The organism is Streptomyces typhae (genome assembly GCF_009755605.1).
Taxonomy (GTDB): domain Bacteria; phylum Actinomycetota; class Actinomycetes; order Streptomycetales; family Streptomycetaceae; genus Streptomyces; species Streptomyces typhae.
This window is the reverse complement of the sequence record NZ_WPNZ01000009.1, coordinates 346,092-366,628: the sequence shown is the minus strand read 5'-3', so window position 1 is coordinate 366,628 and position 20,537 is coordinate 346,092. Positions and strand designations below refer to the sequence as shown.

Sequence of the window (20,537 nt, the reverse complement as noted above, 5' to 3'; positions counted from 1 at the left end):
AGGAAGCCATGATTCCGTTGCCCGTTCGGGAGGTAGGGGCGCGGGGCCGCACGGCCGTCGGGCCCGCTGTCAGTGGCGGCGGCTACGGTTCACGCATGGCTGCCCGTACGAAATCCGCCAGCGCCGGGAAACAGCGTCCGTCCTACCGATGCACCGAGTGCGGCTGGCAGACGGCCAAATGGCTCGGCCGCTGCCCCGAGTGCCAGGCGTGGGGCACGGTCGAGGAGTACGGCGCGCCCGCGGTCCGCACGACCGCCCCGGGCCGCGTCACCTCCTCCGCGCTGCCCATCGGCCAGGTCGACGGCCGCAGCGCCACGGCCCGCACGACCGGGGTCGACGAGCTGGACCGCGTGCTCGGCGGCGGCCTGGTGCCGGGCGCCGTGGTGCTGCTCGCGGGCGAGCCGGGCGTCGGCAAGTCCACGCTGCTCCTCGACGTCGCTGCGAAGGCGGCGTCGGACGAGCACCGCACGCTCTATGTCACCGGCGAGGAGTCGGCCAGCCAGGTCCGGCTGCGCGCCGACCGCATCGGCGCGCTCGCGGACCACCTGTATCTGGCGGCGGAGACCGACCTGTCCGCCGTCCTCGGCCACTTGGACGCGGTCAAGCCCTCGCTCCTGATCCTCGACTCCGTGCAGACGGTCGCCTCGCCGGAGATCGACGGCGCGCCCGGTGGCATGGCGCAGGTCCGCGAGGTCGCCGGCGCCCTGATCCGCGCCTCCAAGGAACGCGGCATGTCCACGCTCCTGGTCGGTCACGTCACGAAGGACGGCGCGATCGCGGGCCCCCGCCTCCTGGAGCACCTCGTCGACGTGGTCCTGCACTTCGAGGGCGACCGGCACGCCCGCCTGCGCCTGGTCCGCGGCGTGAAGAACCGGTACGGGACGACGGACGAGGTCGGCTGCTTCGAGCTGCACGACGAGGGCATCACGGGCCTGGCCGACCCCTCGGGCCTGTTCCTGACCCGCCGCGCCGAGCCGGTCCCGGGCACGTGCCTGACGGTGACCCTGGAGGGCCGCCGCCCCCTGGTCGCCGAGGTCCAGGCGCTGACGGTCGACTCCCAGATCCCCTCCCCGCGCCGCACCACCTCCGGCCTGGAGACGTCCCGCGTCTCGATGATGCTGGCCGTCCTGGAGCAGCGCGGCCGCATCACGGCCCTCGGCAAGCGCGACATCTACAGCGCCACGGTCGGCGGCGTGAAGCTGTCCGAGCCGGCCGCCGACCTGGCCGTGGCGCTCGCCCTGGCCAGCGCGGCCAGCGACACCCCGCTGCCGAAGAACCTGGTGGCGATCGGCGAGGTGGGCCTGGCGGGCGAGGTCAGACGGGTCACGGGAGTGCAGCGCAGACTGGCCGAGGCGCACCGCCTCGGCTTCACCCACGCCCTCGTCCCCGCCGACCCGGGAAAGGTCCCGGCCGGTATGAAGGTCACCGAAGTCGCCGACATGGGCGACGCGCTGCGCGTCCTCCCGAGATCGCGTCGGCGAGAGGCCCCACGGGAGGAGGACCAGCGCCGGTAGACTTTGCCCTGGTCTCGCCCATCCGTACGAAGCAAGGCGTGCGGCGGAGCGTCGGCGCGGTGTCGGCTGTGTCGGCCATGGGACGGACAACCTGCGACCGGAGGAGTGCAGTGGCAGCCAACGACCGGGGAGCGGCTCCCGGCAAGCCCGGTGGAGGCTCCGGTGCCGACGGTCTTATGCGCGCCTCCCTGAGCGCGGTCGCGCCGGGCACCGGCCTGCGGGACGGCCTGGAGCGCATCCTCAGAGGCAACACGGGCGGGCTGATCGTGCTCGGCTCGGACAAGACCGTCGAGTCGATGTGCACGGGCGGTTTCGTCCTGGACGTCGAGTTCACCGCCACGCGCCTGCGTGAGCTGTGCAAGCTCGATGGCGGCATCGTGCTGGACAAGGACATCACGAAGATCCTGCGGGCGGGCGTGCAGTTGGTGCCGGACCCGACGATCCCCACGGAGGAGACCGGCACCCGGCACCGCACGGCGGACCGGGTGAGCAAGCAGGTCGGTTTCCCCGTCGTGTCGGTGTCCCAGTCGATGCGCCTGATCGCGCTGTACGTGGACGGTCAGCGCCGGGTCCTGGAAGACTCCGCGGCGATCCTGTCACGTGCCAACCAGGCCCTCGCCACCCTGGAGCGGTACAAGCTCCGTCTCGACGAGGTCGCGGGCACGCTCTCCGCCCTGGAGATCGAGGACTTGGTGACGGTGCGGGACGTGTCCGCCGTCGCGCAGCGCCTGGAGATGGTGCGCCGCATCGCCACGGAGATCGCCGAGTACGTGGTGGAGCTCGGTACGGACGGCCGTCTCCTGACCCTCCAGCTCGACGAGTTGATCGCGGGTGTGGAGCCGGAGCGCGAGCTGGTCGTCCGGGACTATGTCCCCGAGCCCACGGCGAAGCGCTCCCGCACCGTGGACGAGGCGCTCGCCGAGCTGGACTCCCTGAGCCACGCCGAACTCCTCGAACTGCCCACGGTCGCCCGCGCCCTGGGATACACGGGATCGCCGGAGACCCTCGACTCCGCGGTGTCGCCGCGCGGCTTCCGGCTGCTCGCGAAGGTCCCCCGGCTGCCCGGGGCCATCATCGACCGCCTCGTCGAGCACTTCGGCGGCCTCCAGAAGCTGCTCGCCGCGAGCGTGGACGACCTCCAGACGGTCGACGGGGTCGGCGAGGCCCGCGCCCGCAGCGTCCGCGAGGGCCTGTCCCGGCTCGCCGAGTCCTCCATCCTGGAGCGGTACGTCTAGCACCGCCCGGCGCGCACGGGGCCGGAGGCCCGGCCCGCGCGGCCCCGATAGCCCCAGTGGCGGCCCCAGTGGCCCCGCGACCTCAGTCGCCCCCCGGGCGTCAGTCCTTGGCGAGCACGAACGACGCCGGAGCGACCTCGCCGAGGCCGGGCGAGCTGACCTCGACCAGATAGGTGTCGGCCTTGGCGCCGCCCGCGGGAGGCGTCGCGCACTGCGGGGCGCTCGCCTTGCGGTCCCACTCCACGGAGTAGGTCACCTGCCCGTTCGCGGGAACCCGGTACAGGATGCTCGCCGTGGCACCGGGGCAGTCCGCGGAGGACCAGAGCGCGTCGTCCGCACCGGCCTGAGTGATCGTCAGGACGGTGCCCTTGCCGCCGAGGTCGACCTTGCAGGCCTTGCCGCCGGTGTTGACGGCGGTCAGCTCCAACTTCGGCTTCTGGCCGGGCGCGTAGGTGTTCCGTACGCTGCGCAGCTTCAACTTCACGGCGTCGGAGGTGCAGTTGGCGAGAGGCGATCCGGCGGGCAGCCGCTGGCCCGAGCCGCCGCCGCCCTTGGCGTCGTCCGCGCCGCCGCTCCCGGCGCCGCCGCCGGACGCACCGCCGGAGCCGCCCGAGCCCTCGGAACCACCCGAGCCGCCGGAACCGCCGGAGCCCGAACCGCCGCCGTCGGCGCCGTCCTCCGAGCCCTCCGACTCGTCCCGTCCGCCCGGGTGTTCACTGATCGCGGGCCCCGAACTGGAGGGCCCGGGAGTGATGGACGTCGCGGGGCCGTTGCCCGACGGGCCGTCGGCGCCGTTCTTGTCGTCGCCTCCGCCCGACACCAAGACCCATACGACCAGCAGCAAGAGGAGTCCGAGCACGGACAGCAGAACGGCCCTCCGACGCCAGTAGATGGAGGAGGGAAGCGGCCCGATCGGATTGCGCAAAGATCCCACGCCCAAACCTTACGAGAGAACCGGGCGTTGTCCTGCCCCACCCGCCGCCTCCGGCCACAACTTTTGCGGATCATCATTCCGGTCGGGCTCTCCGGCACCCCTGACTTTCGTCAGGTCCCCGATCCACCGGTCGCCGGATGTGACGGGGCAGGAGCACTTCGTACCGTCCGTAATCATGGACACCATGGATTCTTCTGGCCTCTACCTCGACGTCACCGAGTTCGCCCATGACACTCCGGCCTGGGTGCAGCACCTCGCGGAGGTGTGGACGGAACTGGGCCTGCTGCTGTTCGGCGTGCTCTTCGTCGTCGCCTGGTGGCGGGCGCGCAGCGGTGACCCGCGCGCCGTCGCGGTGGCGGTCCTCGCGCCGCTCGGCACGGCGCTCGCGTACGTCATCTCCGAGGCCGTGAAGTCCGTCATCGAGGAGGAGCGTCCGTGCCGGGCGGTGTCCGGTGCGCTGAAGCCGCTCGTGGAGTGTCCGCCGCACGGCGACTGGTCGTTCCCGAGCAACCACTCGACGATCGCGGGCGCCGCCGCCCTCGGCCTCGCTCTCGCCTGGCCCCGCATCGCGGCCCTGACCCTGCCGATGGCCGTGCTCATGGCCTTCTCCCGGGTCTTCGTGGGTGTGCACTACCCGCACGACGTGGCCGTCGGCCTGGTGCTCGGCGCGGTCGTGGTGTTCCTCGCGGTGCGGCTCGCCACCGGTCCGGTGACGCGGATCACGGAGGCGATGCGGGGGTCGCGGACCGGCGTGGTCCGGTGGTTCGCGGGGCAGGGCCCGGTCACGGCGTCCGCTCCTGCGGCGTCGGCTCCGGCCGCCGCCTCGGCCTTCGTGCCCCGCCAGGACGGCCAGTACCGCAACTCCCTGCCGTACGAGCCCGCCAGGACCGGTGCCCCGGACCCCGCGCACGCCCCGGCGGCACCGCAGCGGGCCGAGCGCCCCGCGGAGCGGACGATGGCGCTCCGCCCGGAGCGGACGAGGGCGCTGCGCCGGAACCGTACGGCGACGGCTGCGACGGTGGCCGCGACGGCGCCCCGGCAGGACGAGACGATGGCACTCCGCCGGATCCCGCAGCAGCACGGCCAGCCGCAGCCACAGCCGCACCCCGACCGGCAGCACAACAACCAGCAGTACAGCCAGCCCCAACAGCACGGCCAGGCCCAGCAGCACCCCGACCAGCAGCACGGCCGGCACTCCGACCAGCAGGCCGCTCAGCCAGCCGCCCAGCAACCCGGTCAGCAGGCCGCTCAGCAGGCCGAGTACGAGTACGGTCACCAGCCCGCGCAGCCGTACGGACCCCGGGGCCCCGAGCAGCCCCGCCCCTGAAGCCGGGCTTCAGCCCGCCGCGGCGTCCCCGTCGTCGGCGACCAGGCCCGCCTCGTACGCGACGACCGCCGCCCGGACCCGGTTCTTGACCTCCAGGCGGTCGAGGACCGCGCTCACATAGGCCTTGACCGTGCCCTCGACGAGGTGGAGGCGCGCGGCGATCTCGGGGTTGGACAGGCCGGCGCCCACCAGGGCGAGGACCTCGCGTTCGCGGGGCGTCAGGAGGGCCACCCGGGCGCGGGCCTCGGACCTGCGCCCGAGGCGCCGGGCGCCGAGGCCGTCGATCACCTGCCGCGCCACCCGCGGCGAGAGGAACGCGGCGCCGTCCGCCACCGCCCGCACACCCGCGATGAGTTCGTGCGGGTCGCCGGACTTCAGGAGGAAGCCGGTGGCGCCGCCGCCGAGCGCACGGGCGACGTACGCGTCCTCGGAGAACGTCGTGAGCATCGCGACCGCCGTGCCCGGCAGTGTCCGTACGATCTCCTCCGCCGCCGCCAGGCCGTCGAGGCGGGGCATGCGGATGTCGAGGAGCGCGACGTCGGGGCGGTGGGCGCGGGCCAGGTCGACCGCCTCGCGGCCGTCGGCGGCCTGGGCGACCACGTCGATGCCGGTGTCGGACGCGAGGATGGCGCCGACGCCCGCGCGGATCATCGCCTCGTCGTCGGCGAGCAGCACCCGTATCACCGTGCTCCCTCCCTCTCCCGCGGGTCCGCTCCCGCCTTGGGGATCACTGTCTTGTCCACCAGCCTTCCGTCGTCGAAGCAGAGCCTGAAGTGTCTGAGCGAGGTGAAGAGCTGCCCGCCCGAGCGGTAGTAGCGGCAGTCCGCCCCCGGGGGCGGCGGGCTCGGCGCGCGCTCGACGGGCGGGTCGGTGACGCTGCGGTCCGGAAGGACGGCGGCGACCTCGGACCGCGGCTGGCCCACGCGCAGCGCCGCGTAGTCGGCGGGCCGCAGGACGGAGTGCGTCTCGATGTACGCGTACCAGCCGAAGGCGCCCGCGACCAGCACCGTGCCGGTGGCGATCGCTGCGCCGAAGGCGAGGGCGGTGCGGCGGCGGGCGAGGGCGATGACGGCACCGGGTCGCGCGGGGGGTGCGGGCGGGGGCGAGGACGACGGCGAGGGCGGGCGGAACGTTCCGTCGGCTGTTGCGGCCGCGGTCGTCTCCGGTACGTGTGCCAGCACGCGGAAGCCCTTCCGGTGCGCCCCCGCCGTCAGGGTGCCGCCGCTCGCCTCGACCCGGGTGCGCAGGTCGGCGAGGCCCGAGCCGCCGTTCCGCGGGCCGGTTCCTGGCGTGGCGGCCGGCCCCGGGGGTGCGGCGTTGGCGACCTCGATCGTCGTGCCCGCGCCGGTGCGGGTCGCCGTCACGGTCACGGGGGCGCCCGGCGCGTACTTGGCCGCGTTAGTCAGGGCCTCCTGCACCACCCGGTGCGCGAGGCGCCCCGCGCTGCCGGGCGGCTCCGTGCCGTCGGCGGCGTACCGTACCGGCAGGCCCGACTCCGCGGCGCGCGCGACCAGTTGGGCGACGGTCTCGCCGGGCGGGGCGAGGGGGGCTGCCTCGTCGCCCTCGTCGCGGAGCACGCCGATGATGTCGCGCAGCCGGTCCGTGGCGTCCGCGGCGGCCACGCGCAGGTCGGAAGCGGCGGCCTTGTGGTGCTCGGGCAGGTCGGCGGCCACCTGGAGGGCGCCCGCGCGCACCGCGATGAGGCTCAGTTCGTGGCCGAGGGAGTCGTGCATGTCCTGGGCGATGCGGGCGCGTTCCCGCAGCCGGGCCCGGTCGGCGACGATGCGCTGCTCGCGCTCCAGCTGGGCGGCGCGGTCCCAGCCCGCCGCCGCGAGCTCCCGGCCCTGGCGCCAGTAGCGCCCCGCGAGCCAGGGGAAGACCGCGCCGAACAGCAGGGTGCCGAGGAGCACCAGCCACTCCACGACCGGGTCCACGTCCCGCACCACGATCCGGGCCGTGCCCACGGCGGCGACCGCCGCGAAGGCGAGCAGCGCCGGGCGGACGCGGGCGCCGTGCCTGCCGAGGAGCAGGGCGAGCGCGGCGAGGGCGGGGCCGTAGGAGACGGTGAAGAGGGCGGGGGCGGTGAGGCCGGGGGACGCGGCGAGCAGGAACGCCGTGACCGGGCGTGCGCGCCAGGTCGCGGCGGCCGCCGCGAGGATCGCGAGGCCCGCGAGGTGGCCCCACAGGGGGCGGGGTTCGTTCAGGCCGATGGCGTCGGCGCTCACCGCGGGCACGGCCAGGGCCGCCCAGAGGGCGGCGTCCCTCGGGCGTCTGCTCTTCATCCCGTCGACGCTACTCGGCACCCGGCGGTGCCCGCCCCTGCCGATCGTCAGGTCTACCGCCCCGTAGGGGGCGGTCCAGCCGTGCCGTTGGCGCGTAGCCCACCGCCACCATGGCAGGATCGTCGGCATGCCGACCGCACTCGCCGCCGATCTCGTCAGCGACGGCACCGCCGACGCCCGTTCGCTGGACGAGCAGTTCCACTCCCCCGTCATCGCCTGGTTCGAGGCCAACGCGCGCGATCTGCCGTGGCGACGCCCCGACGCCGGGCCCTGGGGGGTCATGGTCAGCGAATTCATGCTCCAGCAGACACCGGTGAGCCGTGTGCTCCCGGTGTACGAGCAGTGGCTCGCCCGGTGGCCGCGCCCCGCCGACCTCGCCGAGGAGGCGCCCGGCGAGGCCGTGCGCGCCTGGGGGCGGCTCGGGTACCCGCGGCGGGCGCTGCGGCTGCACGGCGCCGCCGTCGCCATAACGGAACGGCACGGCGGCGACGTCCCCGCGCAGCACGCGCAGCTGCTCGCGCTGCCCGGCATCGGTGAGTACACCGCCGCGGCCGTGGCGTCGTTCGCGTACGGGCAGCGGCACGCCGTGCTCGACACCAACGTGCGGCGGGTGTTCGCGCGCGCCGTCACCGGCGTGCAGTACCCGCCGAACGCCACCACCGCGGCCGAGCGCAAGCTCGCCCGCGCCCTGCTGCCCGCGGACGAGCGCACCGCCTCGCGCTGGGCCGCGGCCTCCATGGAGCTGGGCGCGCTCGTCTGCACCGCCAGGAACGAGGACTGCGCGCGGTGCCCGCTCGCCGACCGGTGCGCCTGGCTGGGGGCGGGCAAGCCCGCGCACGAGGGCCCCGCGCGCCGTGGCCAGACGTACGCGGGCACCGACCGGCAGGTCCGCGGCAAGCTCCTCGCCGTGCTGCGCGAGGCCGTGACGCCCGTGCCGCAGGCCGCCCTCGACCGGGTGTGGGACGACGCCGTGCAGCGGGCCCGTGCCCTGGACGGACTGGTCTCGGACGGACTCGTGGAGCCGCTGCCGGACGGCTTCTACCGGCTTCCGCTGACCTGACACCGCGCCACCGCGTCAGCACGCCAGCACGCCACCGCGTCAGCACGCCACCGCGCCACCGCGCCACCGCGCCACCGCCGACATAACGGGCATCGACACCCACACTCACCTGCCGGTTTACGTCCGACCTACTTCTGTTACACAACCGACGTACAGCCGTGCGTCCGCCGCTGGCTGCTCCGCACAGCCCCGTGACAAGGCCTCCGTAGCTTCTTTCTCGTACCGCACAGGCAAGGGAACAGCGGTCACGAGGCAACCGGCGTCGACCGGGGGCAGCCGGGGTTTGACGGGAACGGACGGAGGCGGTTTGAGATGGCGCACGGCGAGGTGCTCGAGTTCGAAGAGTACGTCCGCACTCGGCAGGACGCCCTGCTGCGCAGCGCCCGACGGCTCGTCCCGGACCCGGTCGACGCGCAGGACCTGCTCCAGACGGCGCTCGTGCGGACCTACGGCCGCTGGGACGGCATAGCCGACAAGCGTCTCGCCGACGCCTATCTGCGCCGGGTCATGATCAACACGCGTACGGAGTGGTGGCGCGCCCGCAAGCTCGAAGAGGTGCCCACCGAGCAGCTCCCGGACGCCTCCGTCGACGACTCCACGGAGCAGCACGCGGACCGCGCCCTCCTGATGGACATCATGAAGGTCCTCGCCCCGAAGCAGCGCAGCGTCGTCGTGCTGCGACACTGGGAGCAGATGTCCACCGAGGAGACGGCCGCCGCGCTTGGCATGTCGGCCGGCACGGTCAAGAGCACGCTGCACCGGGCGCTCGCCCGGCTCCGCCAGGAGCTGGAGAGCCGCGATCTCGATGCGCGCGCGTTCGAACGTGAGGAGCGGGAGCGTTGCGCGGCCTGAGTGCCGGAGCCGGCCGGTCAGGCCGGCCGACACCACAGTGGAGACAGTGGAAGGCGGGGAGCACGGCGGTGGCCGTGCTCGCCGCCCTCGGCCTTTTGCTCCCCCTGACCAGTTGCTCGACCGGCGGCTCCGGCACCCGTGACGAGGGCCCGGCCCGCTCGGGCCCGGTGGGCTCCGCGACGCCGACAGCCGATCCGTCCGCGTCGCCCGCCCCGAAGAGCGTGGACGCCGTGCGCCTGGTGAAGGAGGACCCGAAGGTCAGCCAGGCCGTCAAGCGCGACCTGAAGCCGTGTGTCGCGGACGAGTACCCGGTGGACGTGTCCTACGGCAATCTCACCGGAGCGTCCTCGTCCGACGTCGTCGTCAATGTGCTGACCTGTGGGGACGCCGTCGGCATCGGAAGTTACGTGTACCGCCCCACCGGTGGGGCGTACGAGAATGTGTTCACGGACGAGCAGCCTCCGGTGTACGCGGAGATCGACCGCGGCGACCTGGTGTTGAGCAAGCAGTTGTACGAGGAGGGCAGCTCCCAGTCCGATCCTTCGGGCGAGGAGGTCATCACGTACCGCTGGTCGTCGGACCGCTTCGCCGAGCAGGACCGTACGCGCAACAACTACAGCAAGACCGTGAGCGGCGCCTCCGCCGCCCCGGACGACGACTGACCGCCCGAGCGGCGGCCGTCCGCCCCGAGCGGCGACCGACGCCCCCCCGGCCCCCGAACCCAGTACGAACAGAGCGGAACTGAGAGCACCCGATGGCAGAACACACCCATGTCCTGTTCGTCGAGGACGACGACGTCATCCGCGAGGCCACGCAGCTCGCCCTGGAGCGCGACGGCTTCGTGGTCACCGCCATGCCCGACGGTCTTTCGGGCCTGGAGGCGTTCCGGGCCGACCAGCCCGACATCGCCCTGCTCGACGTGATGGTGCCCGGCCTCGACGGCGTCAGCCTCTGCCGGCGCATCCGGGACGAGTCGACGGTGCCGGTGATCATGCTGTCGGCGCGGGCCGACTCGATCGACGTGGTCCTCGGTCTGGAGGCGGGCGCCGACGACTATGTGACCAAGCCGTTCGACGGTGCCGTCCTGGTCGCCCGCATCCGCGCCGTGCTGCGGCGCTTCGGGCACGCGAGCGGGCCCGGCGCGGGCGCGGCGGCGCCCGCCGAGTCGGGCGGCGCCGGTGACGGGGGTGTGCTCACCTTCGGTGACCTGGAGATCGACACCGAGGGCATGGAGGTGCACCGGGCCGGTGTGCCGGTCGGCCTCACCCCCACCGAGATGCGGCTCCTCCTGGAGTTCTCCTCCGCCCCCGGCACGGTCCTGTCCCGCGACAAGCTCCTGGAACGCGTCTGGGACTACGGCTGGGGCGGCGACACCCGCGTCGTGGACGTCCACGTCCAGCGCCTGCGCACCAAGGTCGGCCAGGACCGCATCGAAACGGTCCGCGGCTTCGGCTACAAGCTCCGGGCGTGATCCGGCGACGTGCGGGGACACAGGGATCAGCCATGGGCAGGGACATGAACGGGGCGGTACCGCCCGGTCCGAGCGGGGACCGCTCGGGGTCTTCCGGCGCCGCCGGTGCGGGGAGTGTCGGCGCGGGCGCCGACCGCTCCGGCCCGGGCGCGGACCACACCGGACCGGGAGTGGACCGCCCCGGCGCGGGTGCCGACCACCTCGGCGCGGGTGCCGACCACCCCCGCGCGGGTGCGAAACGTCCCGGCGCGGGCGCCGGCCTCCCCGGCGCGGATGCCGTGCGCTCCCGTTGGCGCGCGGTGCGCTCGGGAGCGCGGGCCCCGCGTGAAGGCGCGGTGTCCTCGCGCCCGGAAGCCGGTTCGGTGCAGGCGCGGGCGGGAGCCGCGCGGGCGGGAGCTGGACCTGTGCGGGCGGAAGCGGAAGGGACACGGACGGGAGCCGGACCGGTACGGGCAGGAGCTGGACCAGTGCAGGCGGAAGCGGGAGCGGCGCGGACGGGAGCCGGGCCCGTGCGAGCGGAAGCGGCAGCGGCGCGGACGGGAGCCGGACCGGTACGAGCGGGAGCTGGACCAGTGCAGGCGGAAGCGGGAGCGGCGCGGGCGGGAGTCGGGCCCGTGCGGACGGGAGTCGGGCCCGTGCGGGCGGGAGTCGGGCCCGTGCGGGTGGGGACCGGGGGCGTGGCCGCCGGGGCGCGCCGTACGCTGCGCACCCGGCTGGAAGCCCTGCGGCGCCCACGAGGCCCCTGGCGCCTGCGGAACCTCGCGGGCGCCAGGCTGCGCACCGGCGTGCGCTGGAAGATCGCCGCGGCCATCGCCCTGGTGGGCGCCCTCGTCGCCGTCGCGCTGAGCCTGGTCGTGCACAACGCCGCCCGCGTCTCGATGCTCGACAACGCCCGCGACCTCCAGGACGAGCGCGTACAGATCGCCCAGCGCAACTACCAGTCGCGCGGCACCACCAGCGCCTTCTACGGCACCAAGATCGACGACCCGCAGCTCCCGAAGGAGCTGCGGCGCAAGGTCCTCACCGGCCGCCGCGCCACCTACGTGCAGGAGCACGCCGACGGCGTACCGGACATCTGGGGCGCGGTGCCGCTGAGCGACGGCCACGTCCTGTCGGTGCACACCCGCTTCACCGACCGCAGCGCCGCCATCATGAAGGACCTCGACCAGGCCCTCGTCATCGGCTCCATCGCGGTGGTCTTCGGCGGCTGCGCCCTCGGCGTGCTCATCGGCGGCCAGATCGCCCGCCGCCTGCGCGAGGCGGCCACCGCCGCGGGCGAGGTCGCCCAGGGCCAGACCGACGTGACCGTCCAGGAGGCCATCGGCGGCTACGTACGCGACGAGACCGACGACCTCGCGCAGGCCGTGGACGCCATGGCCGACGCCCTCAAGCAGCGCCTGGAGGCCGAGCGCCGGGTCACCGCCGACATCGCGCACGAGCTGCGCACCCCGGTGACCGGGCTGCTCACGGCGGCCGAACTGCTGCCGCCGGGCCGGCCCACCGAGCTGGTCAAGGACCGCGCCCAGGCGATGCGCACCCTCGTCGAGGACGTCCTCGAAGTGGCGAGGCTCGACTCCGCGTCCGAGCGGGCCGAGTTGCAGGACATCACGCTCGGCGAGTTCGTCAGCCGCCGCATGGCCGTACTGAGCCACGACGTGCGGGTGACGATCGTGCACGAGTCGATCGTCACCACCGACCCCCGCCGCCTGGAACGCATCCTCGGCAACCTCGTCGCCAACGCCGCCAAGCACGGCAAGCCGCCCATCGAGGTCAGCGTCGAGGGCCGCGTCGTCCGGGTGCGCGACCACGGCTCCGGCTTCCCCGAGGCCCTGCTCGCCGAGGGCCCGAGCCGCTTCCGCACCGGCTCCGCCGACCGCGCGGGCCGCGGCCACGGCCTCGGCCTGACGATCGCGGCGGGCCAGGCCCGGGTGCTCGGCGCGCGGCTGACCTTCCGCAACGTGCGCCCGCCGGGGTCCGCCCCCGACGAGCCCGCCGAGGGGGCGGTGGCGGTGCTGTGGCTGCCCGAGCACGCGCCGACGAACACCGGGAGCTATCCGATGCTCCAGTTCCCGGACAAGTGGGACAAGTGGGATAAGCAGGACAAATAGCCGGGCGGGCCCGGGGACGGCGGCGGGACCGTAGGCGAGGACGGGGGCTCAGCAGCCCCAGTCCTTGTCGAGGTCCAGGTCGCCCTCGTGCGGCTGGGTGAACGAGAACCAGTTCCCCGAGTCGTCACGGAAGATCGCCTCGATGCCGTACGGGCGTTCCTGCGGCGGGTGCAGGAACTCCACTCCGCGCGCCTTCAGCTTCTCGTAGTCCCCGTGGATGTCGTCCGTGCTCAGGGCGCCACCGCCCATCACCCCCTTGGTGACCAGCTTCTTCATCGCCTCGGCCGACTCCGCGTCCATGCCCGCCCCGCCCGGCACCATCAGGGCGATCATCAGCTCGGGCTGCTCCTTCGCGCCGACCGTGAGGAAGCGCATGCCGCCCTCGCCGAGGGTCATGTCGGTGCGGACCTCCAGGCCGAGCTTCTCGGTGTAGAACTCCTTCGCCCGGTCCTGGTCGAGGACCCAGACGGTGGAAATGGCGAGTCCCTTGATCATGTCGTGCTCCCGGTCTTCTGAAGCCTCTGCCGCTTCTGGTGTGGGGTTCTGTGCCTGCCCGGCCACCGTAGGCAGCGTCCCGGGCGATGCGCTTCTCAAGAATTGCGCTCCGACGACCCCGCCGAGCGCTCCGAGCCCGCGGAACGCTCCGAGCCCACCGAGCCCTCTGCGCCCGCCGAGCGCTGCGCCCCGCTCCCCGTACCGTCGAGCCCCTCCCGGGAGGGAAACCCCCCGGCCCACAGCAGCGCCCAGCACCCGGGTATCAGCGCCGCACCGCGCCCCACGTGCCGCGCGCGGTACGCGCTCGGGGTGAGGCCGGTCTGCCGCTTGAAGGACGACGAGAACGTGCCCACGCTGGTGAAGCCGACGAGCATGCAGATGTCCGTCACGGACAGGTCGGCCGAGCGCAGCATGTCTCCGGCGCGCTCGATGCGGCGGCGCGTGAGGTACTGCCCGGGGGTCTCCCCGTACGCCTCCTTGAAGGCGCGCAGGAAGTGATGGCGTGCGTAACCGGCGTGCGCGGCCACGGCGGCCAGGTCGAGGGCGGGGTCGGCCCAGTCGCGGTCCATCGCGTCCTTCGCCAGCCGAAGCTGCCGCAACTGACGGAGTCTGTCCACGCGTCGATGCTGGCACGCGCCACTGACAACGGCGGGCCGGACCGTGGCCCTGCGCCCACGGCGACGGCCCCCGGCCCCGAGCTCTCGCTCGGTTCCGGGGGCCGTACGGCCGGGCGGATTCCGCGGGTCGGACGGCCTCTGCCGCCGTCCGCCCGCGCTATCCGCGCGCGGGGTCCCCACCCGCGGCGCCGGCCGGCTTCTGGTCGGCGGGCCCGGCCCCCCGCAGCGGGGTCTCCTTCACGAAGACCGCCGCGGCGAGCGCGCCGAGCGCCACCACCACGGTGAGCAGGAACGCCAGGTGCGTACCGGAGGACACCGCGTGCTGGTAGGCGTCCCGGGCCGCCTCCGGGAGCTTGGCGAGGCTGTCCGCGTCGAGCTGCGCGGACTGCTCGGTGACCTTGGCCATGTCGCCCCCGGCCGCGGCGGACCGCTCCGCCATCTCGTCCTGGACCCGGTTGTTGAACAGCGCACCCATGATCGCGACACCGAAGGACGAGCCGAGGGTGCGGAACAGCGTGGCCGTGGACGAGGCGACGCCCATGTCCTTCATCTCGACGCTGTTCTGCGCGACGAGCATGGTGATCTGCATCAGGCAGCCCATGCCTGCGCCGAGGACGGCCATGTACAGGCCCGAGGTGAAGCGCGAGGTCCCGGTGTCCATCGTCGAGAGCATGAAGAGGCCCACGGCCATCAGGACGCTGCCGGCGATCGGGAAGACCTTGTACTTGCCGGTGGCCGAGGTGAAGCGTCCCGCGACCATCGAGACGGCCATCATCGCGAGCAGCATCGGCATCAGGAGAAGGCCGGAGTTGGTGGCCGAGGCCCCCTGGACCGCCTGCTGGTAGAGCGGCAGGAAGAGCATGGCGCCGAACATCACGAAGCCGGTGAGGAAGCCGACCACGGCCATGAGCGAGAAGTTGCGGTTGCGGAAGATCCGGAACGGCATGATCGGTTCGGCGGCCTTCTGCTGGACGAACCAGAAGCCGGCCAGGGAGGCGACCCCGAGCCCGATCAGCTCCATGATCACGGCCGAGTTCCAGTCGTACTCCGTACCGCCCCAGGTCGTGACGAGCACCAGCGAGGTGATGCCGACGGTGAGCAGGGCCGCGCCCAGGTAGTCGATGCGTCCCTCGGCCCGCTTCTTCGGCAGGTGCAGCACGGCGCTGACCATGAACAGGGCGACGATGCCGAGCGGCAGGTTGATGTAGAAGGCCCAGCGCCAGCCGAGGTGGTCGGTGAGGGTGCCGCCGACGAGCGGGCCGCCGATCATCGCGACCGCCATCACGCCGGTCATCATGCCCATGTACTTGCCGCGCTCCCGCGGCGGCACCAGTTCCCCGATGATCGCCATGACGCCGACCATCAGACCGCCCGCGCCGAGGCCCTGTACGGCCCGGAAGGCGATGAGCTGCCCCATGTCCTGGGCGAGTCCGCTGAGCGCGGAGCCGACCAGGAAGATGACTATGGAGCTGAGGAAGGCGCCCTTGCGCCCGTACATGTCGCCGACCTTGCCCCAGATCGGGGTGGAGGCCGCGGTCGCGAGGGTGTACGCGGTGACGACCCACGACAGGTGCTCCAGGCCGCCGAGGTCGCCGACGATCGTCGGCATGGCGGGCGCCACGATCATGTTGTCGAGCATCGCGAGCAGGATCGCGACCATCAGCGCGAAGATCACGACGCGGACGCTGCGCGGCTCGGGCGTCTCCGCGCCCTGCCGCTGCTTCCGTCCCGCCCCCTGCTGGTTCTTCTGCCGGCCCTGCTGCTCCTTCGCGTCCGCCCCGTGCCGTTTCTTCTTGTCCGTACGGTCGGCCGCCCCGACCGACACGCTGGTTCCCGCCATGGTTCCCGTCCCCACTTCCACGTACTTACTTGCCGCCCGGCAAGTTGGCTACAGTAGAGGAAAGTAGACCCTTAACTAGCCGGGCGTCAAGTAAGTTCGGATGGGGCGGGGAGAAGTGCGAGGATCGCCACCATGGGCAGCACAGGCAGGCAGCGCCGGCGCGGGGACACCCGTCAGCGCATTCAGGACGTGGCACTCGAACTCTTCGCCGAGCAGGGGTACGAGAAGACGTCACTGCGCGAGATCGCCGAGCGCCTGGAGGTCACGAAGGCGGCGCTCTACTACCACTTCAAGACCAAGGAAACCATCCTCACCAGCATCTTCGACGATCTGACGCGGCCCATCGACGAGCTGATCGCCTGGGGCAAGGAGCAGCCGCGCACCCTGGAGACCAAGCGCACGATCCTGACCCGCTACAGCGAGATCCTCGACGAGGGCGCCCCGCTCTTCCGCTTCATGCAGGAGAACCAGGCGACGGTGCGCGACCTGAAGACGGGTGAGAGCTTCAAGGACCGGATGATCCAGCTCCTGGACATCCTGCGCCACGACGACCCGTCGACGCCGATGACCGCGCAGGTGCGCTGCTTCAGCGCGCTGTTCACGATGCACGGCGGGATGTTCGTGCTCAAGGACGCCGATGGCGACCCCGAGGAGAAGCGGAAGGCCATCCTCGAGGTCGCCATCGACTTGGTGACCCAGGCGCACAACGGCATCTGAGCCGACCCGGGCTCACCACGCCGGGCCGGCTCAGGCGCACCGCGCCCGAGCCGGGCGTCACACGCGGGGGATCAGACGCGGACGCCCTGCTCACGGAGGAAGTTCACCGGGTTCACGGCGGAGCCGTAGTTCGGCGTCGTACGGATCTCGAAGTGCAGGTGCGGGCCGCTGGAGTTGCCGGTGTTGCCGGACAGGGCGATGCGCTGGCCGGTGCCGACGGCCTGGCCGGGGCGGACCTCGACCTTCGACAGGTGCGCGTACTGGGAGTACGTGCCGTTGGCGTGCTTGATCACGACGGCGTTGCCGTACGCGGGGCCGTCACCGGCGCCGTTCGGTCCGGCCTTGACGACGGTGCCGGCGTGCACGGACTTGACGACGGTGCCGATCGGCACGGCGAAGTCCTGGCCGGAGTGCTTCTGGGACCACATGTTGCCGCCGAGGCCGAAGCTCGCGGACAGGCGGTAGTTCTCGACCGGGTCCTGCCAGGCGGCGGCCTTCTTCGCGGCGGCCTGCTTGGCCTGCGCGGCCTTCTTGGCGGAGGCCTGCTTGGCGTGCTGGGCCGCCTTGGCCTGGGCGGCGGCCTGCGCGCCCACGGACGAGGCGGTCACGGACCGCTCCGCGCCCTTGGTGTCGGCGGCGGCCGCGACCCCGGCACCGAGCACCGCCGTGACGCCGACACCGGCGGCGAGGACGGCCGCCCGCGTGCGACGCAGGGACGGGACGAGGGAGTGAGTCGTGGCGCGCTTCGGCATGGGGAAACCTCCGGGACAAGGCATGGGGACGGGGTGGAGCGGGCAAAAGGGAATCCGGCACACGGACTGCGCATGCCGGACGGCCATCCCTTGGTAACCCCCACCCCGCCCGGCGCCCAAACGCCCCCTCTACTAGCCACGGCCGTACCCGAGACGTCCGGTTCCAGGGGTTTCCTCGGTATTTCCACGCGGGCGTTTCGGGCCGCCCTGCCCGGAAGAACCACTATCAAACGTCGTATGTGACGTATGCCCTGTGCGTCACATCACCGGGCGGAGCGATCCCGCACCCCGCACATGTGACGCCCGCTACGCCCACTACGCTCTCGCGCATGGATCCCGCGGCCCTTGGCATCCGCATCGCGTCCGGCGTCGTCTCCCCGCTGATCAGGAAGCTGTTCGCGCGGCCGGGGCCTGGGGCGGACCTCGTGGACGCGCCCGTGCGCGTCGACGGCCTGGTGTCGTTCCGCGGGGAGCGGCGCCACCTCGCCGAGGAGGACGTCCGCGCCCTGGTGACCGAGCTGGTCCGGCGGGCGGTGCGCGCCGGAGAGCACGGTGAGCGGCCCCTCCCCCGCGACGAGGAGGAAACCGTCGTGGGCGCCCTGACCGGCACCCTGCTCACGCTCGGCACCCTCACCCTCACGGACGTGGAGGCGGTGTCCCTCGGCCACCAGGAACTGGCGATCCGGCTCCGCCGCGCCGGGGGCGACCCGGCACGGCACCTGTCGGCGGACGCCGCGTACTTCTACGAGCGCCTGCTGACCACGGCCTGCCTGCACGTCCTGAACTTCTTCACGCAGCGGTCGGCCTTCGTGGCCCGCACTCTCGTGGAGCAGAGCCGCAACCAGGCGGAACTCATAGTCAAAGTTGATGAGTTGATCGCGAGGAATCCCCTCCCCGACTCCGTGGACGTACGGTTCGAGCAGCGCTACCTCGCCCATGTGACGAAGAAGCACGGCAAGCTGACGATCTTCGGGATCGACCTGGCCGACTCCCCGGGCAAGTGGCCGCTGGACGCGGCCTATCTGAGCCTGACGGCGAGCGGGGAGGGGCGGCCCCTGGGACACGTACGGATCGGGGACGACTGGCACACCGTCCTGGAGGCGGACCTGGACGCGCCGCCGCGCCCCGCCGACGAGGCCCTGGCGGCGCACGACCGCGTGCTCCTGCGCGGCGAGGCGGGCTCCGGCAAGACGACGCTCGTCCAGTGGCTAGCGGTCTCGGCCGCCACCGCGCACCCCGAGGCGCGCATGGCCTATCTGCGCGACCACATCCCCTACGTCCTCCCCCTGCGCACCCTGACCGCGCACGGCGAGCGGCTCCCCGCTCCCAGGGACTTCCTGACCGCGGTGTCCCCGCTCGCCGGGACCCAGCCGGACGGCTGGGAGGCCCGTGTCCTGACCGCGGGCCGCGCCCTGGTCCTCGTCGACGGCATCGACGAGGTGCCCGAGGCCGAACGCGCCCGCACGCGCGCGTGGCTGACGGACCTGATGGACGCCTACCCCGGCAACCGCTGGCTGGTGACGTCCCGGCCCTCCGCCGTACGCGAGGACTGGCTCGCCGACGAGGGCTTCACGGAGCTGACGCTCGCGCCGATGAGCGCGGCGGACGTGGCGACGTTCATCGCGCGCTGGCACACGGCCGCGGCGACCGGCGCCCCGGAGGAGGACGCGGCCCTCGCGGCGTACCGCACCCAGCTCCTCGAAGCCGTACGCACCAAGCACGACCTGGGCCGCCTCGCCACCAACCCACTCCTCTGCGGTCTGATCTGCGCGCTGCACCGGGACCGCCGCGGCTTCCTGCCGCTCGGCCGCAAGGACCTCTACACGGCCGCCCTGTCCATGCTCCTGCTCCGCCGCGACCGCGAGCGCCACATGGACGTCCCCGAACTCCGCGAGGAGCCCCAGCTCCAGCTGTTGCAACGGCTCGCCTACTGGCTGATCCGCAACGGCCGTACGGAGATGGACCGCACCCGCGCCACGACGATCATCCGGGACGCGCTGCCCGCCGTCCCCGAACTCGCCTCCCTCGGCGACGCCGACGCCGTCTACGCCCACTTCCTCCACCGCAGCGGCCTGCTCCGCGAACCCGGCCCGGACAGCGTGCAGTTCGTCCACCGCTCCTTCCAGGACTTCCTCGGCGCCCGCGCGGCGGTCGACGAGGGCGACTTCGGCGTCCTCGCCCGGCACGCCGCGGACGACCAGTGGGAGGACGTCATCCGCATGGCGGTCGCCCAGGCCCGCCCCCGCGAGCGGGCCGAACTCCTCTCGGACCTGCTCGCGTACGGTGACGCCCACCCCGACTCCTCCGCCCGCAAACGGGCCCACCTGCTGGCGGCGACCTGCCTGGAGCACGCGGCGGAGCTGGTGCCCGCGGTGCGGGAGGCGGTGGAGCGGCGGACGGCTGGGCTGATTCCGCCGCAGGGCCCGGACGAGGCCCGGGAGTTGGCGGCTGCGGGGCCAATGGTGCTCGAACTGCTGCCCGGTCCGGAGGACGTGTCCGGCGTCACCGCCCGGCATGTGGTGATCGCCGCGACACATGTGCACTCGGACACGGCGATCCCTTTCCTCGCGAGGTACGTGGACCACCCGGACCAAGCAGTACGCAGCCAGCTCATGTGGGGCTGGCACCGCTTCGACAGCCGCGTGTACGCCGATCAGATCGTGTCCCGCCTGGACGACGGTTCGACCCACTTCACCCTCCACACGGACGAGCATGTGGACGAGGTACTGCGGCTCGGGTTGCGGCCGACGCTGCTGGACATCCGCGATGGAGTGTCCCCCGAGGCTGCGTCGCGCTTGATCGCCGAGTGTGCGCCCACCTACCTGTTGCTCATGATGTCGCCCGCGCTTCTCACACGGGATGCCCTGGCGGCCCTGAGCCGCCTGGAGGCCTTGCGCCTCATCGAGGTGCGAGAACCCTGGAACTTCGACCAGATCCCGGTCGAGGCGCCGCTGCACACCCTCGACCTGATCCTGACCCCCGGTCTGGAGGATCGGGACCTGACCCTCATCGGCAGATGGCCCGGCCTGCGCACACTCACCTTCAGGAACGTCAATGAGTTCCCCAGCTCGGAAGCAGCCTGGCGGAACCTATCCCGCCTGCGCCATCTGACCAGTCTGACCGTTCCAATCGACAGCCTCGCCCATGCGCCCGCCGACATCAGCCTGCCCGGCATCACCGATCTGACGCTGTTCAGCACCCGCACAGGGGAACCCACTTCGGCAACCGTTCTGGCACGGGCGCGGTCACTCTTTCCCAGCGTCGAGTCCCAGGTCACTACGGGGCGCGGCCCCGAACAGCACGGCAGCTGAGACTCCGCCAACAAGGGAACAC

At 72.8% G+C, this 20,537-nt stretch carries 16 protein-coding genes and 1 pseudogene; 10 read left to right on the top strand and 7 right to left on the bottom strand.

Annotated elements, in window-relative coordinates:
• The first annotated feature begins 95 nt into the window (after nucleotides 1–95).
• Nucleotides 96–1,514: a DNA repair protein RadA gene (radA, locus tag GPA10_RS18930; protein ID WP_058850340.1), complete on the top strand. Its 1,419-nt coding sequence runs from the start codon at nucleotides 96–98 to the stop codon at nucleotides 1,512–1,514.
• Nucleotides 1,515–1,624: 110 nt separating this feature from the next.
• On the top strand, nucleotides 1,625–2,749 hold the full coding sequence (gene disA, locus GPA10_RS18925) for a DNA integrity scanning diadenylate cyclase DisA (RefSeq protein ID WP_058850339.1): 1,125 nt from the start codon (nucleotides 1,625–1,627) through the stop codon (nucleotides 2,747–2,749).
• 100 nt (nucleotides 2,750–2,849) lie between these two features.
• Here disA and GPA10_RS18920 read toward each other — a convergent pair whose 3' ends face one another.
• Nucleotides 2,850–3,683 (bottom strand): hypothetical protein, encoded by an 834-nt coding sequence (locus GPA10_RS18920; protein ID WP_343041073.1) that lies wholly within the window; start codon nucleotides 3,681–3,683, stop codon nucleotides 2,850–2,852.
• A 175-nt stretch (nucleotides 3,684–3,858) separates the two neighbouring features.
• Here GPA10_RS18920 and GPA10_RS18915 point away from each other — a divergent pair.
• Nucleotides 3,859–4,482 (top strand): annotated as a pseudogene (locus tag GPA10_RS18915) (phosphatase PAP2 family protein); the annotation flags it as partial.
• Between the two features lie 537 nt (nucleotides 4,483–5,019).
• Here the strand turns inward: GPA10_RS18915 and GPA10_RS18910 are convergent.
• Nucleotides 5,020–5,694 carry a response regulator transcription factor gene (locus tag GPA10_RS18910; protein ID WP_058850337.1) on the bottom strand — a complete coding sequence of 225 codons (675 nt, stop codon included), beginning with the start codon at nucleotides 5,692–5,694 and terminating at the stop codon, nucleotides 5,020–5,022.
• The gene (locus GPA10_RS18905) at nucleotides 5,691–7,292 is read right to left on the bottom strand and encodes a sensor histidine kinase (RefSeq protein ID WP_157166498.1); all 1,602 of its coding nucleotides are present in this window, start codon (nucleotides 7,290–7,292) and stop codon (nucleotides 5,691–5,693) included. The genes GPA10_RS18910 and GPA10_RS18905 overlap by 4 nt, the downstream gene beginning before the upstream one ends.
• Nucleotides 7,293–7,419: 127 nt before the next feature.
• On the opposite strand from GPA10_RS18905, the gene GPA10_RS18900 reads away from it, so the two are divergent.
• From GPA10_RS18900 to cseC, 5 genes are all read left to right on the top strand, one after another.
• The gene (locus tag GPA10_RS18900; RefSeq protein ID WP_058850335.1) at nucleotides 7,420–8,352 is read left to right on the top strand and encodes an HhH-GPD family protein; all 933 of its coding nucleotides are present in this window, start codon (nucleotides 7,420–7,422) and stop codon (nucleotides 8,350–8,352) included.
• Nucleotides 8,353–8,664: 312 nt separating this feature from the next.
• Nucleotides 8,665–9,204, top strand: a complete 540-nt coding sequence (locus GPA10_RS18895; RefSeq protein ID WP_030567966.1) for a SigE family RNA polymerase sigma factor — start codon at nucleotides 8,665–8,667, stop codon at nucleotides 9,202–9,204.
• Nucleotides 9,192–9,866 carry a hypothetical protein gene (locus GPA10_RS18890; RefSeq protein WP_425505773.1) on the top strand — a complete coding sequence of 225 codons (675 nt, stop codon included), beginning with the start codon at nucleotides 9,192–9,194 and terminating at the stop codon, nucleotides 9,864–9,866. Before GPA10_RS18895 ends, GPA10_RS18890 begins: the two co-directional genes overlap by 13 nt.
• Nucleotides 9,867–9,958: 92 nt before the next feature.
• Entirely contained in the window at nucleotides 9,959–10,675 is a 717-nt protein-coding gene (gene cseB, locus GPA10_RS18885) for a two-component system response regulator CseB (RefSeq protein ID WP_157166497.1), read from the top strand.
• A gap of 722 nt (nucleotides 10,676–11,397) precedes the next feature.
• Nucleotides 11,398–12,783: a two-component system sensor histidine kinase CseC gene (gene cseC, locus GPA10_RS18880; RefSeq protein ID WP_246259415.1), complete on the top strand. Its 1,386-nt coding sequence runs from the start codon at nucleotides 11,398–11,400 to the stop codon at nucleotides 12,781–12,783.
• Between the two features lie 48 nt (nucleotides 12,784–12,831).
• Here cseC and GPA10_RS18875 read toward each other — a convergent pair whose 3' ends face one another.
• The 3 genes from GPA10_RS18875 to GPA10_RS18865 form a co-directional block, all read right to left on the bottom strand.
• A complete protein-coding gene (locus GPA10_RS18875) occupies nucleotides 12,832–13,278 on the bottom strand; it encodes a VOC family protein (protein ID WP_058850331.1) in 447 nt (148 codons plus the stop codon).
• 95 nt (nucleotides 13,279–13,373) lie between these two features.
• Nucleotides 13,374–13,847 (bottom strand): helix-turn-helix domain-containing protein, encoded by a 474-nt coding sequence (locus GPA10_RS18870; RefSeq protein ID WP_157166570.1) that lies wholly within the window; start codon nucleotides 13,845–13,847, stop codon nucleotides 13,374–13,376.
• A gap of 205 nt (nucleotides 13,848–14,052) precedes the next feature.
• Nucleotides 14,053–15,735, bottom strand: a complete 1,683-nt coding sequence (locus GPA10_RS18865) for an MDR family MFS transporter (protein ID WP_246259372.1) — start codon at nucleotides 15,733–15,735, stop codon at nucleotides 14,053–14,055.
• Between the two features lie 132 nt (nucleotides 15,736–15,867).
• Between GPA10_RS18865 and GPA10_RS18860 the strand changes: the two genes are divergently transcribed.
• The gene (locus GPA10_RS18860) at nucleotides 15,868–16,452 is read left to right on the top strand and encodes a TetR/AcrR family transcriptional regulator (protein WP_058850329.1); all 585 of its coding nucleotides are present in this window, start codon (nucleotides 15,868–15,870) and stop codon (nucleotides 16,450–16,452) included.
• Between the two features lie 71 nt (nucleotides 16,453–16,523).
• Here GPA10_RS18860 and GPA10_RS18855 read toward each other — a convergent pair whose 3' ends face one another.
• Entirely contained in the window at nucleotides 16,524–17,204 is a 681-nt protein-coding gene (locus GPA10_RS18855; protein ID WP_157166496.1) for a M23 family metallopeptidase, read from the bottom strand.
• A 329-nt stretch (nucleotides 17,205–17,533) separates the two neighbouring features.
• Between GPA10_RS18855 and GPA10_RS18850 the strand changes: the two genes are divergently transcribed.
• Nucleotides 17,534–20,515, top strand: a complete 2,982-nt coding sequence (locus tag GPA10_RS18850; protein WP_157166495.1) for an NACHT domain-containing protein — start codon at nucleotides 17,534–17,536, stop codon at nucleotides 20,513–20,515.
• Nucleotides 20,516–20,537 lie beyond the last annotated feature (22 nt).

What these genes read in the sequence shown, in the direction of transcription:
- radA (WP_058850340.1), top strand. Translation starts at nt 96, where the DNA reads ATGGCTGCCCGTACGAAATCCGCCAGCGCCGGGAAACAGCGTCCGTCC.
- GPA10_RS18905 (WP_157166498.1), bottom strand. Translation starts at nt 7,292, where the DNA reads ATGAAGAGCAGACGCCCGAGGGACGCCGCCCTCTGGGCGGCCCTGGCC.
- GPA10_RS18900 (WP_058850335.1), top strand. Translation starts at nt 7,420, where the DNA reads ATGCCGACCGCACTCGCCGCCGATCTCGTCAGCGACGGCACCGCCGAC.
- GPA10_RS18895 (WP_030567966.1), top strand. Translation starts at nt 8,665, where the DNA reads ATGGCGCACGGCGAGGTGCTCGAGTTCGAAGAGTACGTCCGCACTCGG.
- cseB (WP_157166497.1), top strand. Translation starts at nt 9,959, where the DNA reads ATGGCAGAACACACCCATGTCCTGTTCGTCGAGGACGACGACGTCATC.
- GPA10_RS18875 (WP_058850331.1), bottom strand. Translation starts at nt 13,278, where the DNA reads ATGATCAAGGGACTCGCCATTTCCACCGTCTGGGTCCTCGACCAGGAC.
- GPA10_RS18870 (WP_157166570.1), bottom strand. Translation starts at nt 13,847, where the DNA reads ATGGACCGCGACTGGGCCGACCCCGCCCTCGACCTGGCCGCCGTGGCC.
- GPA10_RS18865 (WP_246259372.1), bottom strand. Translation starts at nt 15,735, where the DNA reads ATGGCGGGAACCAGCGTGTCGGTCGGGGCGGCCGACCGTACGGACAAG.
- GPA10_RS18860 (WP_058850329.1), top strand. Translation starts at nt 15,868, where the DNA reads ATGGGCAGCACAGGCAGGCAGCGCCGGCGCGGGGACACCCGTCAGCGC.
- GPA10_RS18855 (WP_157166496.1), bottom strand. Translation starts at nt 17,204, where the DNA reads ATGCCGAAGCGCGCCACGACTCACTCCCTCGTCCCGTCCCTGCGTCGC.
- GPA10_RS18850 (WP_157166495.1), top strand. Translation starts at nt 17,534, where the DNA reads ATGGATCCCGCGGCCCTTGGCATCCGCATCGCGTCCGGCGTCGTCTCC.